Annotated in this window: 14 protein-coding genes and 1 tRNA gene; 8 read left to right on the forward strand and 7 right to left on the reverse strand. The window is 72.2% G+C overall.

Going from position 1 to position 13,248, the window contains the following annotated elements; translation table 11 throughout:
- Positions 1-6: 6 nt before the first annotated feature.
- From OG218_RS14165 to OG218_RS14185, 5 genes are read right to left on the reverse strand one after another with little or no spacing between them, the layout of a single operon-like run.
- Positions 7-1,467, reverse strand: a complete 1,461-nt coding sequence (locus OG218_RS14165; protein WP_328293869.1) for a peptidoglycan D,D-transpeptidase FtsI family protein — start codon at positions 1,465-1,467, stop codon at positions 7-9.
- Positions 1,464-2,837 carry an FtsW/RodA/SpoVE family cell cycle protein gene (locus OG218_RS14170; RefSeq protein WP_328293870.1) on the reverse strand — a complete coding sequence of 458 codons (1,374 nt, stop codon included), beginning with the start codon at positions 2,835-2,837 and terminating at the stop codon, positions 1,464-1,466. Before OG218_RS14170 ends, OG218_RS14165 begins: the two co-directional genes overlap by 4 nt.
- Positions 2,837-4,207, reverse strand: coding sequence for a PP2C family protein-serine/threonine phosphatase (locus OG218_RS14175; RefSeq protein ID WP_328293871.1), 1,371 nt, complete (start codon positions 4,205-4,207; stop codon positions 2,837-2,839). The genes OG218_RS14170 and OG218_RS14175 overlap by 1 nt, the downstream gene beginning before the upstream one ends.
- A 3-nt stretch (positions 4,208-4,210) precedes the next feature.
- The gene (locus OG218_RS14180) at positions 4,211-4,693 is read right to left on the reverse strand and encodes an FHA domain-containing protein FhaB/FipA (RefSeq protein WP_328293872.1); all 483 of its coding nucleotides are present in this window, start codon (positions 4,691-4,693) and stop codon (positions 4,211-4,213) included.
- 28 nt (positions 4,694-4,721) lie between these two features.
- Positions 4,722-5,426: a DUF3662 and FHA domain-containing protein gene (locus OG218_RS14185; protein WP_328293873.1), complete on the reverse strand. Its 705-nt coding sequence runs from the start codon at positions 5,424-5,426 to the stop codon at positions 4,722-4,724.
- Between the two features lie 167 nt (positions 5,427-5,593).
- Between OG218_RS14185 and OG218_RS14190 the strand changes: the two genes are divergently transcribed.
- Positions 5,594-5,677, forward strand: a tRNA-Leu gene (locus OG218_RS14190).
- 55 nt (positions 5,678-5,732) lie between these two features.
- On the opposite strand, the gene OG218_RS14195 is transcribed toward OG218_RS14190, so the two are convergent.
- Positions 5,733-6,653 (reverse strand): SDR family oxidoreductase, encoded by a 921-nt coding sequence (locus tag OG218_RS14195; RefSeq protein ID WP_328293874.1) that lies wholly within the window; start codon positions 6,651-6,653, stop codon positions 5,733-5,735.
- Positions 6,654-6,733: 80 nt separating this feature from the next.
- On the opposite strand from OG218_RS14195, the gene OG218_RS14200 reads away from it, so the two are divergent.
- From OG218_RS14200 to OG218_RS14230, 7 genes are all read left to right on the forward strand, one after another.
- A complete protein-coding gene (locus tag OG218_RS14200) occupies positions 6,734-7,384 on the forward strand; it encodes a TetR/AcrR family transcriptional regulator (RefSeq protein ID WP_328293875.1) in 651 nt (216 codons plus the stop codon).
- Between the two features lie 55 nt (positions 7,385-7,439).
- Positions 7,440-7,871: a PPOX class F420-dependent oxidoreductase gene (locus OG218_RS14205; RefSeq protein ID WP_328293876.1), complete on the forward strand. Its 432-nt coding sequence runs from the start codon at positions 7,440-7,442 to the stop codon at positions 7,869-7,871.
- A 9-nt stretch (positions 7,872-7,880) separates the two neighbouring features.
- Complete coding sequence (locus tag OG218_RS14210) at positions 7,881-8,501, forward strand: CG0192-related protein (RefSeq protein ID WP_328293877.1); 621 nt, start codon at positions 7,881-7,883, stop codon at positions 8,499-8,501.
- Between the two features lie 89 nt (positions 8,502-8,590).
- Positions 8,591-9,529, forward strand: a complete 939-nt coding sequence (locus OG218_RS14215; RefSeq protein ID WP_328293878.1) for a carbohydrate kinase family protein — start codon at positions 8,591-8,593, stop codon at positions 9,527-9,529.
- A 1-nt stretch (position 9,530) separates the two neighbouring features.
- The gene (locus OG218_RS14220; RefSeq protein ID WP_328293879.1) at positions 9,531-10,175 is read left to right on the forward strand and encodes a class II aldolase/adducin family protein; all 645 of its coding nucleotides are present in this window, start codon (positions 9,531-9,533) and stop codon (positions 10,173-10,175) included.
- A gap of 122 nt (positions 10,176-10,297) precedes the next feature.
- Positions 10,298-10,543 carry a PspC domain-containing protein gene (locus tag OG218_RS14225; RefSeq protein ID WP_328293880.1) on the forward strand — a complete coding sequence of 82 codons (246 nt, stop codon included), beginning with the start codon at positions 10,298-10,300 and terminating at the stop codon, positions 10,541-10,543.
- Positions 10,544-10,722: 179 nt separating this feature from the next.
- Positions 10,723-11,553: an SDR family oxidoreductase gene (locus OG218_RS14230; protein WP_328293881.1), complete on the forward strand. Its 831-nt coding sequence runs from the start codon at positions 10,723-10,725 to the stop codon at positions 11,551-11,553.
- 3 nt (positions 11,554-11,556) lie between these two features.
- Here the strand turns inward: OG218_RS14230 and OG218_RS14235 are convergent, their stop codons facing one another.
- The gene (locus tag OG218_RS14235) at positions 11,557-13,191 is read right to left on the reverse strand and encodes a tetratricopeptide repeat-containing diguanylate cyclase (RefSeq protein ID WP_328293882.1); all 1,635 of its coding nucleotides are present in this window, start codon (positions 13,189-13,191) and stop codon (positions 11,557-11,559) included.
- Between the last annotated feature and the right edge of the window lie 57 nt (positions 13,192-13,248).

Consider the following 13,248-nt stretch of genomic DNA (forward strand, 5'->3'; position numbering starts at 1 on the left):
TCCGTCTCACCCATCGAGCGCCGCTTCCATGACCGTCTTGGCCACCGGCGCGGACAACCGTCCACCGTAGGCGCTCTCGGTCGACCCGCCGTCCTCGATCACGACGGCGACGGCGACCTTCTTGCCGCCCTTCTCCGCGAAGGAGGTGAACCAGGCGTAGGGCGGCAGGCCCGCACCGTGCTGCGCGGTCCCCGTCTTCCCCCCGACCGTGGCCCCGTCGATCTGGGCCCGGGTGCCGGTGCCGGAGGAGACGACGAGCTCCATCATCTGCTGCAACGTCTTCGCCGTGCCGGAACTGACGGCGCGGCCGAGTTCTTCCGGCGCGGGTTCCTCGATGACGTCGGCAGAGTCGGAGTCGCGCACGTTGGCGATGAGGTTGGGCTTCATGACGACCCCGTCGTTGGCGATGCCGGCCGAGAGCATCGCGACCTGCAACGGCGTCGCGACGTCGCTGCCCTGGCCGATCGCGGAGTAGGCCAGCAGCGGCCCGGCGACGGCGTCGCCCGTGGGGTAGCGGCTGGTCGCGACGGAGGTCGGGATGGACAGCGACTGCCCGAACCCGAACTTCGCCGCCTGCGACTCGATGGTGTCGGCGCCGAGCTTGAGGCCGAGCGAACCGAACGCGGTGTTGCAGGAGATCTTGAGGGCGTCGGCCAGTGACACCTTGTCGCCCGGGCCGCAGGCGGTGCCCTCGTCGTTCTTCAGGGTGTTGCTGGTCTGCGGCAGTGCGAGTTCCTGCGGTCCGTCGAGCTGGGTGTCGGCGGTGTAGTCGCCGCTCTCCAGCGCCGCGGCGGCGGTCACGAGCTTGAACGTCGACCCCGGCGGGTAGAGCGAGCCGGTGGCCCGGTTGATGAGCGGGTCGTCCTCGTCGGCGTTCAGCGACTTCCAGGACTGCGCCTCGGCGTCCCCGTCGTGGGTGGCCAGGGTGTTCGGGTCGTAGCTGGGGCTGGAGACCATCGCGAGGATGTCGCCGGTGTCCGGGTCCAGCGCAACGACGGCCCCCTTGCGCCCGTCGAGGGCGTCCCACGCGGCCTGCTGGACCTTGGGCCGCAGCGTCAGCGTGACGGAGGCACCCTTGGGCTGTTCGCCCGTGAGCAGGCTGGAGAGGTTGCGGTAGAACAGCTCGTCGGCGGACCCGGCGAGGACGTCGTTCTCGGCCCGCTCGATGCCCGAGGTGCCGTAGCGCAGCGAGTAGTACCCCGTCACGGGCGCGTACAACTGGCCCGCGGCGTAGGTGCGCAGCCGGTCGTACTGGTCGTCGGACTTCACGCTGGACGCGATCGCGGCCCCGCCGTCGACGAGGATCGCGCCGCGTTCCCGGCCGAACTCCGCGTAGAGCTGCCGCGAGTTGCCCGGCATCGCGTTGAGCTGGTCGGCGCGCAGGAACTGGATCCACGTCGTCGAGGCGAACAGCGCGAAGAACAGGAAGGCGACGACGAGGGACAACCGTCGCAGAGGCCGGTTCACGGGATCCTCACCGCCTGGGTCGCACCCGTGTCGCCGTCGGGGCCGTTGCGGACCTCCGCGGCGGGACGACGGGCCAGGTCGGAGACCCGCAGCAGCAGGGCTACGACGATCCAGTTCGACACCAGCGAGGACCCGCCGGCGGCGAGGAACGGCATCGTCAGACCGGTCAGCGGGATGACGCGGGTGACGCCGCCGACGACGACGAACACCTGCAGGGTCACCGAGAACGCCAGACCGGCGGCGAGCAGCTTCCCGAACCCGTCGCGGACGCCGATCGCGGTGCGCATGCCCCGCTCGACGAGCACCACGTAGAGGATCAGGACGGCGAACAGCCCGACGAGGCCGAGCTCCTCCCCGAGGGAGGAGTAGATGAAGTCGGAGTTGGCGTACGGGACGGTCTGCGGACGGCCCTCACCGAGGCCGGTGCCGAGCAGCCCGCCGTTGGCCATGCCGTACAACCCCTGCACGAGCTGGAAGCTGGAACCGGTGCGGTTCTCGGCGGTGAAGGGGTGCAGCCAGATGTCGACGCGGGCCTCGACGTGGCCCATCGTCCGCGCCGCGAACACCGCGGCGGCGGAGAACATCAGCAGCCCGAGCACGATCCAGCTGACCCGCTCGGTCGAGACGTAGAGCACCGCGACGAACAACCCGAAGAACAGCAGGGACGTCCCGAGGTCGCGCTGCAGCACGAGGATGCCGATGCTCGCGACCCACGCCAGCAGGATCGGGCCGAGGTCGCGGGCGCGCGGCAGCTGCAGGAACAGCACCTTGCGACCGGTGAGGCTCAACGCGTCCCGGTGCACGACGAGGTAGCCGGCGAAGAAGATCGCCAGGCAGATCTTCGCGAGTTCCCCGGGCTGGAAGGTGAACCCGGCGAGACCGATCCAGATCCGGGCGCCGTTCACGGTGCGGCCCAGGCCGGGGACCATCGGCAGCAGCAGGAGGACGAGACCGGCGACGGCCGCCGTCCAGGTGTAGCGGCGCAGGATGCGGTGGTCGCGCACGAACACCAGCACGACGCCGGCGGCGATGATCCCCAGCGCCGACCAGAGGAACTGCCGGGACGCCGAGGAGGTGTCCAGCGCCTCGTCGAGGCGGTGGATCATCACCAGCCCGATGCCGTTGAGCAGGGTCGCGACGGGCAGCAGCAGCGGGTCGGCGTGCTTCGCGCGCCAGCGCAGGACCAGGTGCAGCAGGACCGCGAGACCCCCCAGACCGCCGGCGTAGGCGAAGAAGTTCGGGGGTAGCGCCCCGTCGATGGTCAACCCGACGACGGCCCAGGCGCCGCCGGCGATGACGACGGCGAGCAGCACGAGCAGCAGTTCCACGTTGCGGCGGGTGGTGGGGTAGACGGGCAGCACGGTCGCCATCAGCCGGCACCTCCGCAGTCCTCGGGGGTCAACGTCTGCGTGGGGCTCGCGCTCGGGGTCGCGCTGGGAGAACTCGTGGGTGCGGTCGTGGGTGCGGTCGTCGGCACGCTCGCGGGTGCCGTCGTGGGCGTGGGCGTGGTGGCCGCGCGGCAGGCGGCGGCGAGGTCCTCGAGGTTCTGCACCGTGTCGTGGGCCCCGGCGAGGTCGCGCGCCGAGATCCTCGCCTCGACGCGGGTCGACCAGTAGGTGGGCAGGTCGGAGACGGAGATGTCGGTCGACTCCAGCACGTGCGACGTGGACAACGGGCCGATGTCCTGGGTGAGGCCCTGGTAGACCGCGACGGTCTTCCCGTCGACCCCGACGAAGTACTGCTGCTGGCTCCACCGCCAGCCGCCGAAACCGCCGGCGACGAGCAGCAGGACCAGCAGCACGGGCCCGGCGATCCAGCGTCGGCGACGCCGTCGGCGTTCGCGCTCGGTCAGGGGCGGCTGATCGTCGTCCTCCGAGTCGTCGCCGGAGTCCTCCTGCCGCGCGCGTAGGGCGGCGGCGCGGGCCGCCGGGGTCCCGGCGGCGGAGGAGCGGCGGGGACGGTGGAACGCGGCGGCGCCCACGACCTGCGGGGTGGTGGAGGGCGGTGGCCCACCCCCGAGTTCGACGACGTCGGCGACGATGCAGGAGATGTTGTCCGGACCCCCACCGCGCAGCGCCAGTTCCACGAGGCGCTGGCACGTCGCGTCGGGGTCCATCCCCGCGGCGAGCGTCTCGGTGAGGGTCTCGTGGCTGACGACGCCGGACAGCCCGTCGCTGCAGAGCAGGTAGCGGTCGCCCGGCTTCGCCTCGCGGACCGAGACGTCGGCCTCGTCGTCGTCGCGACCGGTGAGGACGCGCATGATCACCGAACGTTGCGGGTGGCGTTCGGCCTCCTCGGGGCTGATCCGGCCCTCGTCGATGAGGCTCTGCACGTAGCTGTGGTCCTTCGTCAGCTGCGTGAGCTGACCCTCGCGCAGCAGGTAGCCGCGCGAGTCGCCGATGTGGGCGAGGACGAGTCGGCTGCCCGCCCGCAGGATCGCGGTGACCGTGGTGCCCATCCCGGACAGGTCGGGTTCGTCCTCGACCCGGCGGCGCAACTGCCCGTTGGCGGCGTCGAGGGCGGTGTGCAGGTGCTGGGCGGCGTCGTCGCTGCCGTGCGACTCCCCGTCGAGGACGGAGAGCTCCCCGACGGCGAGCGAGCTCGCGACGTCACCGCCGGCGTGACCGCCCATGCCGTCGGCGATCACGAGCAGGTGCGGCCCGGCGTAGCCGGAGTCCTGGTTGTTGCTGCGTCCGAGTCCGACGTCGGAGCGCGCGGCGTAGTTCAGCGCGATGGCCACGGGCTACCTCCGGAGTTCGAGCACGGTCTTGCCGATGCGCAACGGCGTGCCGGGCTCGAAGGGGGCGGGGGTGGTCAGCTTCTCGCGACCGAGGACGGTTCCGTTCGTGGACTGCAGGTCCTCCACGACCCAGCCGTCACCGGCAGGGTTCGCGGTGATCCGCACGTGCTTGGTCGAGGCGTACTCGTCGTCGAGGACGAGCGTGCAGTCGGCGCCGCGGCCGATGAGGACGGCGGCCTGGCCGAGGCTGAGCGTCGTCCCGCGCAGCGAACCCTCGGTGACCACGAGGGTCGCCCGCTTGGGACGCACCGGTTCCGGGGGCTGGGCGGCCTCGCGCGGCGGCTTCGCCCTCGCCCGCTCCGTCCGGCGGGTGGTGACCCGCGTGCCCAGCAGGTCGGCGCGCAGGACGCTGACGATCGCGAGGACGAAGAGCCAGATGACGATCAACAGCCCCAGTCGCAGGACGGTGAGGGTCAGTTCGCTCACGGAGCCGTTCCCCCCGCCGCGACCGGGGTCACGTCCAGCCCTCGTCCCGGCGCGCGGAGTGGAACACCAGCTTGGTGCGCCCCACGGTGATCGTCGTGCCGTCGAAGAGGTCCATCGAGGAGACCCGTTCGCCGTCGACGAAGGTGCCGTTGGTCGAGCTGAGGTCGGACAGCCGGGCACCCTGGCCCACGACGCGGATCTCGGCGTGGCGGCGTGAGACGCCCGGGTCGTCGACGACGACGTCCGCGTCGGAACCGCGGCCGATGACCGTCACCGACTCCGCCAGCACGTAGCCGCGCCCGTCGACCTCGAGCCGCGGCCGGCCCGCGTCGGCGGTCTTCGGGGTGGACGGGGCGACCCGGCCCTTGACGGTGGAGGACAGGACGCGGAAGACGCCCGTCTCCAGGTCGTCGGCCTCGTGGAAGTCCACGCGGACCGGGCCCACGAAGGAGTAGCGCTGCTTCTCGGCGTGCTGGGTCACCGCCGCGACGAGCTCGTCGGCGAGGGTGTCCTGCCAGGAGGCGATCTTCTCGTGGTCAGCGGGGCCGAGCTCGACGATGAAGCTGTTCGGGACGAGCGTGCGCCCGCGGGACAGCACAGCCGCCCGGTCGTCCAGCTCACGGCGCAGGGCGCTCGCGACCTCGACGGGCTGCACCTCGCTGCGGAAGGCCCGCGCGAAGACGCCGTTGACGGCGCGTTCCACGCCACGTTCGAAGCGGTCCAGGACTCCCACGTCGAGCCTCCTCCCAAGATCGTCACCGATGGTCCAGCCCTCGGCATGGTAGCCGGGACGCCCCCTCCTGCCGGTGTGGACGCGGTGCACGCCGGTGGAGCTGTCGTGATGGGCCGTCCCGCCCGTGTCCTCCGGACCGTCCGGGGGCTGGTACGGTTTAGATGTCTGCGCGAGTGGCGGAATAGGCAGACGCGCACGGTTCAGGTCCGTGTGCCCGAAAGGGCGTGGGGGTTCAACTCCCCCCTCGCGCACAGATGGCGAAGGCCCCGGTCGAGAGACCGGGGCCTTCGTCGTTCCCGGCCTCCCTCACACGGGGACCGTTGCGCCCGGCCCCACCCGGACTCCGGTGAGGGACTCCCCGATCGCCCACGCGACCCTCGGCAGGTCCTGCCCCCTGGCGCTGCGCGGGATCGCCACCTGCTTGCTCGGGCCCACCAGCCCGAGGCGGGAGGGCCCGTAGAAGCCACCCTGCTCGGCCGCCGGGTCCGCGGCGGCGAACAGCAGCGGTTCGGCGCCCTGCCACGGTTCCTGCGAGGGGATCACGGTGTGCCGCACGGGCGGGAGGTCCACGGTGCGTCCGAGGTTGCGGCCGGCGGTCTGCAGGTTCGTGCGGGTGTAGCCGGGGTGGGCGATCGTGCTGAGCAGACCCCAGCCGTTCTCCCTCGACAGTTCGGCCAGTCGCAGACCCAGGAGCGTGTCCGCGAGCTTCGACTGCGCGTAGGCCAGTGCCGGGCGGTAGCGCGCGGCCCAGTTGAGGTCGCGGACGTGCAGCCGCCCGAAACCGGCGGCCGCGCTCGACATGGTCGCGACCCGCGGCGCGGGGCCTTCCAGCAGCAGTGGCAGCAGGTGCACGGTCAGGGCGAACGGCCCGAGGAAGTTCGTCCCGAACTGCAGCTCGAAACCGTCGGCGGTGAGGATGCGCTGCGGCGGGATCATCACGCCGGCGTTGTTGACGAGGGTGTCGAGGCGGCCGTCGGCGTGGATCCCGTCGGCGAACTCGCGGACGCTCGTGAGGTCGGCCAGGTCCAGGCGTCGGACGGTGAGGTCCGCGCCGGGCACCGCCTCGGCGATCTCCCGGGCGGCGGCCTCGCCCTTGGCGAGGGTGCGGACGGCGAGGACGACGGAGGCCCCCGCGCCGGCGAGGCGCTTCGCGGCCTCCTTGCCGGTGCCGCTGTTGGCGCCGGTGACGACGATGCGGCGCCCGGACTGGTCGGGGACTGCGTACACGGTGACTCCTGGGGATTCGTGGGACCATCAGACCGGTGGTCTGTTGGAAAGGTAACAGACCGACGGTCTCTAAGGAAGTCATGTCCCAGCAGTCCTTCGTCCGTGCGCGCACCGACGACCAGCGCGCCGCGCGCCGCGCAGCGATCCTCGCGACCGCGGGGGAGTACCTCGACGAGGTGCGGGTCGCCGACCTCGGCCTCAACGAACTCGCCCGCCGCGTCGGCCTGGCCAAGTCGAACCTGCTGCGCTACTTCGAGTCCCGCGAGGCCGTGCTGCTGGAACTCCTCGACCGCGCCCACGCGGAGTGGCTGGACGCCCTCGAGCAGCGCCTCGACGGCGACCAGGACCCCGAGGTCCTGGCCCTCGCCATCGCCGAGACCGCCGCCGCCCGGCCCCGGTTCTGCGAACTCGTCTCCGCCTCGACCGCGATCCTCGAGCACAACGTCTCCGCCGAGGTCGCCGCCACCCACAAGCGGGCGTCGCTGCACCTCGCGCGCCGCCTCGCCCGGCTCGTCGGGCCGGACGACGGCCCCCGCGCCATGGCCGTCACCGGTGTCGTCCTGGTGACCATCGCCGGGCTGTGGTCGATGTGCCGCCCGTCGGAGGGGATGCTGCAGGCCTACCGGGAGAACCCCGAACTCGCCGTCTTCCGCATCGACTTCACCACCGGCGTCCGCGAACTCGTCGCGACCTTCCTCGCCGGACTCTCCGTGCGGGAACCGCGGCTCTGAGGGTCGCTCCACCGGACCACGGGAAGAACGGCGCCCGCTCCGGACTTCCTCCCCCATGACGGACCCGCAGAACGACCTGCTCGACCTCCTCGCCTCCACCCGCAACAGCGTCCTCGTGACGCTGAAGCGCGACGGGCGACCGCAGCTGTCCAACGTCAGCCACCACGTCGACCGCGCCACCGGACTGATCCGCATCTCCGTCACCGCCGGCCGCGCCAAGTCCAAGAACCTCGAACGCGACCCGCGCGCCAGCCTGCACGTCACCTCCCCCGACTTCTGGAGCTGGGTCGTCGTCGAGGGCGACGTCACCCTCTCCGCCGTCGCCGAGCGCGAGGACGACGAGGCCGTCGAGGAGCTCGTCGACCTCTACCGGGCGCTCGCGGGCGAGCACCCGGACTGGGACGACTACCGCCGCGCGATGGTCGCCGACCGGCGACGTGTCGTCCGGCTGCCCGTCGGGCACGTCTACGGGCAGCCGCCGCAGTAGCTTCGGCGCATGGCCGTCATCCACCAGGCGCAGCTCACCCCCACCAAGCTCGAGGCGTTGTCCGACTGGCTGCCGCGGCAGCCGTGGAGCGGGGTCGCGGCCGGCGCGGAACTGCTGCAGGTCGGCCGCTTCCGCTTCGACGACCCCGCCGGTGAGGTCGGGGTCGAGACGATGCTGGTGCGGGTCGGGGAGGGCCCGGTGCTGCAGGCGCCGCTGACCTACCGCGCGGCTCCGCTCGAGGGGGCCGAGGAGTTCCTGGTCACGACGATGGACCACTCCGTCCTCGGACCGCGCTGGGTCTACGACGCCGTCGGCGATCCCGTCTACGCCGACGTCCTGCACCGCGCGATCGTCACCGGGGGCACCGAGGCGGACATCCAGGTCGCCGTCGACGGGCGGTTCGAACCCGGCCCCGAGTTCGCCACCGCCCGGGGCAGCGGATCGGCGTCGGACGCCCCGACGATCACGTCGGTCCAGGTCGCGACGGTCGGCACGGTCACGACGATCACGACCGCCCCAGGTGACCTCGTCGTGCAGCGCGTGCTCGGCGGCGACGTGCCCGCCGGTGAGACCCTCACCGCCTCCTGGGGCGACGACCACTCCGCCGTCCTCGTCACCACCCCCTCCTGAGCCTTGCGGGCGGGAGGGGATCCTCCGAGACTGGCGCGGAAGATCACGAGGGCGGATCGTCGTCGACCGTCCCGACGAGAGGACGTTCGATGCCGCAGGTCGTCTCCTTCGGAGCGCACATCGCCGACGCGCTGGGGTGGCCGTTCACGGCCGTCCCGCCGGGACAGCAGCTCGCCCCGCTGGAGCAGATCCGGTTCACCGTCGCCGGGACCGCGGCCGCACCGGCGGTGAACCTCGCGAAGCTCGGCGTCGACGTGGCCAGCGTCGGCCGGGTCGGTGCGGACACCATCGGTGACTTCGTCCGCACCACCATGACCGGCTACGGCGTGAACGTCGACCACCTGCTCACCGACCCCGACCGGCAGACCTCGGCGAGCCTGCTGCCGATCCGCGCCGACGGTTCCCGGCCGGCGCTGCACGTCATCGGCGCGAACGCGGGGCTGCGGGAGGAGGACGTCCCCTGGGACGTCGTCGCGCAGGCGGAGGTCTTCCACCTCGGCGGGTTGTTCGTCCTGCCGGGCATCGACGGCGAACCCGCCGGGCGGATCCTTCAGCGCGCGAAGGAACTGGGGTTGACCACCACCGTGGACTTCCTCATGAGCCCGCGCCCCGACGCCGTCGAACTCCTCGAACCCGTCCTGCCCCACGTCGACTACCTCATGCCGAACATCGAGGAGGCGGGGTGGCTCGTCGGCACCGAGGACCGCGCCGAGATCATCACCTGGTTGCACGGCAAGGGGGTCGGCTGCACGGTCCTCACCCTCGGCGGCGACGGCGTCAGCGTCGCCCGCAACGGTGAGGCGGAGACCGTCGTCCCCGCGTTCGACGTCGACGTCGTGGACACGACCGGCTGCGGGGACGCGTTCACATCGGGTTTCATCTCCGGGTTGCTGGAGGGGCTCGACCTGATCGCCGCCGCCGACCGCGGCCTGGCCTGCGGCAGCCTCGTCGCCACCGGGCTCGGCTCCGACGCCGGGATCGTCGACCTCGCCCAGGTCGAGGAGTTCCGCCGGGCGGGGCGGGCCTGACGTGCTGGAGCGTGAACGGGGAGAGGTCGTGGAGTTCGCCCGGCGGATGGTCTCCGACGGTCTCGTGGTGGGCACGTCGGGGAACGTGTCGGTGCGGGCGGGGGAGTTCGTCGCCGTCACCCCGAGCGGAACGGACTACGGGACGATGACGTCGTCCGACGTCGTGGTGGTGGACCTCGCCGGGGAGGTCGTGGCGGGTTCGCTCAGACCCACCTCGGAACTCCCGCTGCACCTCGTGGCCTACCGCGAGCACGGGGCCGGAGCGGTCGTGCACACCCACTCCCCGGCCGCGACGGCGCTGTCGTTGCTGCGCGACGAACTCCCGCCCGTGCACTACCAGATCGCGATGTTCGGCGGTTCCGTCCTCGTCGCCCCGTACGCCACGTTCGGTACGGAAGAATTGCGCGACAACGCCTCCCGGTCCCTGGAGGGTCGGAGCGCGGTGATCCTGAAGCACCACGGGACCCTCACGACGGGCGGGGACCTGCGGGGTGCCTACGACCGGGCGCGGCAGCTGGAGTGGTTGTGCGACGTCTACCTGCGCGCGGCCGCCGTCGCGGAACCCGCGGCACTCCCGGCCGACGAGATCGAACGCGTCGTGGCGAGGTTCGCCGACTACGGCCAGCCCCCGACGGCCCGGGGGTAGGGAGCCAGGGTCGACTCGGGGATCGTTCAGGGTTCGTCCCCGATGTCGGGGTGACCCGGTGGCGGCACGGTTGAGACATCGGCACCGTACGGTGCGGAACGCCACGACGAAGGAGCACCACCGTGAACGCCATCCACACCGGCTTCGCCCGCCAGGGACTGTCCCGCCCCCAGGACCGCCGTCTCCTCGGCGGGGTCTGCGCCGGCCTCGCCGAGCGCTTCGGGCTGGACCCCTGGGTGATGCGCGCCGTCTTCATCGCGACCCTCGTCGTGATCCCCGGCAGCCAGGTGCTGATCTACCCGGTGCTGTGGGTGCTCATGCCGTCGAAGGGCGTGGCGACCGTCCCCACCGGCTACCCGGCCGGCTGACCCCCGGGGCGGCGTCCCGTCCGGACGCGTGGTGGGTGCACGTGTGGGTGTGACGATCCGGGCGCCAGGGCGACGTCTTCGGCGCACCCACGGCTCACTCCACGTGGTGACACCGATGGGTGCGACACCCGAGCGCAGTGGGGTGACCACACGACGCCCGGCGGTGGCAGTCTGGAGCCATGGACCTCATCGCAGTCACCGGCGCCACCGGAGCGGTCGGCGGCCGGATCGCCCGGGCGCTGTCCTCGGCCGGTGTCCAGCAGCGACTCGTCGTGCGTGACGCCTCCCGCGCCCCGGACCTGCCGGGGGCCGGGGTGCGGACCGCGAGCTACGGCGACGCGAAGGCGCTGAAGCACGCGTTCCACGGGGTCCACACGCTGTTCTTCGCCTCCGCGGCCGAGGACGAGCACCGCCTCGACCAGCACCGCTCGGTCGTGGAGGCCGCGGCCGCGGCGGGGGTGCAGCGGGTCGTCTACACGTCGTTCCTCAACGCCGCCGCGGACTGCACGTTCACCTTCGGTCGCGACCACTTCGCCACCGAGGAGATGCTGAGCGCGGCGAAGTTCGGGACGACGTTCCTGCGCGACTCCTTCTACTCCGACATCCTCCCGGAGTTCGTCGTCGACGGAGCGCTGCGCGGCCCGGGCGGAGCGGGCCGGCTGGGCGCGGTCGCCCGCGCCGACGTCGCCGAGGTCGCGGTCGCCGCCCTCCTCGACGACGCCCACGCCGGCCGCAGCTACGACCTGACGGGTCCGCAGGCGCTGACGTTCTCCGAGATCGCCGCGACGATCTCCCGCGTCCAGGGTCGGGAGGTCACCTACGTCGAGGAGACGCTGGAGGAGGCCTACGACGCGCGGGCGGGTTTCGGCGCGCCCGACTGGATGGTGGAGGGGTGGGTCAGCACCTACACGGCCATCGCGAAGGGTGAGCTCGACGTCGTCTCGGGCGACGTCGAGGCCGTCACCGGTCACCCCGCGCGCAGCCTCGAGGACGTCCTCGGCGGACGGTGAGGGTCAGCGGACGGTGAGGTACCGCGTCAGCACGCGGTCGCGTCCGGCGGCCTTCGCCGCGTACAGCAACTCGTCGGCCGCGCGCAGCAGGTCGTCCGCGCCCTGCGCGCCTCCGACTCCGGTGAGGATCGCCCCGATCGAGACGGTGACGTGCAACCCCGGCGCCACTTCGTCCCAGCAGGTCTCGGAGACCTTGCGGCGCAACCGGTCCAGCCGCGACTGCATCCCGTCGGCGAGGTGGTCGACGCGTTCGGGGCCGGACAGCAGGCAGACCAGGGCGAACTCCTCGCCCCCGATGCGGGCGAGCACGTCACGACGACGGACCTCCTCGCGCATGATCACCCCCAGCCGGCGCAGGACCTCGTCACCCACGGCGTGACCGAACGTGTCGTTGACCCGTTTGAAGTGGTCGACGTCGAGCAGGGCGACGCAGACGAGGTCGCGCTCGCAGGCACCCGCCAGGAGTTCCGGCAGGGCGACGTCGAAGGACCGGCGGTTGTCCAGACCGGTCAGCGGGTCCTCGTGGGCCTGACGACCCAGCGACGCCGCCTCCTGGCGCAGCTCGCTGAGTTCCACCGTCTGCCCGAGGAGACGGGCCCGCACCTCCGCCGTCTGGGTCCGTTGCGTCGTCTCGAGGTCGTGGAAGCGGCGGTAGGCGGCCAGGGCCTCGCGGAACTGTCCGAGTTCCTCGTGGCACTGGGCGGTGTTGTGGAACGCCCGGGCGAGCACGCTCGCGTCGTGGACCTCCGTGGCCAGGACGACGACGTCGTCGAACCGTTCGACCGCCTCGGCGAACGCGCGGCGGCGTTGCGCGTCCATCGCCAGGGTCTCCAGCACGCCCACCTCCAGGCCGCGGTACCCGTGCTCACGGGTGAGGGTCATGGCGGTGGCGAGGGTCGTCTCGGCGACCTCGGCGTCGCCCAGGTACGCCGAGAGGGTTCCGGAGTTCAGCAGCGACAACGCCTGCCGGTAGGGGTTTCCGACCTCGTCGGCGAGGACGAGCGCGCGCTGGGAGAGGTCGACCCCGCGGTGCAGCCGGTCGGTGTCGACCTCGCGTCCGGAGTGCGCCTCCTGCACCACGAGGTCGGCCGTGTTCGTCAGGAGGCAGAACACCGTCTCGCTCGACACCCCGCCACCGGCGATCTCCTCCGAGGCCCGGTCGAAGAGTTCCGCGGCCGCGGCGAAGTCGCCCATCGCGGACCGGATCGTCCCGGCGCGGTTGAACGTGCCCGACCGCAGTTCCGGGTCGTCGAGGGTGACGGCGCGTTCGATGCTGCGCTCGATCGACTCCAGCGCCTCGTCGTAGAGGGCGAGGTTCAGGTAGGCGAAGGACAGCAGGTTGAGGGCGTCCACCTGCCCGCCCCGGTCCCCGAGCCGTTCGGCGACCAGCACGGCCTCGTTGCCGGCGCGGGCGGCGTCCTCGACGTCGCCCAGGCGCAGGGCCTGGTTGCAGACGAGCCGCAGGGCCAGGGCGAGAGTGGCGTCGTCCCCCGCGGCGGCGGCGATCACCACCGCCTGCTCGGCCAGCAGTCGCCCGCCGCGGTAGTCGCCCCGGGTGCGGGCAGCCTCGGACCGCGCCAGCAGGTCCGACGTGTCGTCGGCCGCTGTCGCGTCGCCCTGGGCACGCTCCGTCAGCACCCTGACAGCATCGACCACGGGCGGCTGACCTTGACAGTGCCCCACCCGGAAGGATCA

It is taken from the genome of Kineococcus sp. NBC_00420 (genome assembly GCF_036021035.1).
GTDB lineage: Bacteria > Actinomycetota > Actinomycetes > Actinomycetales > Kineococcaceae > Kineococcus.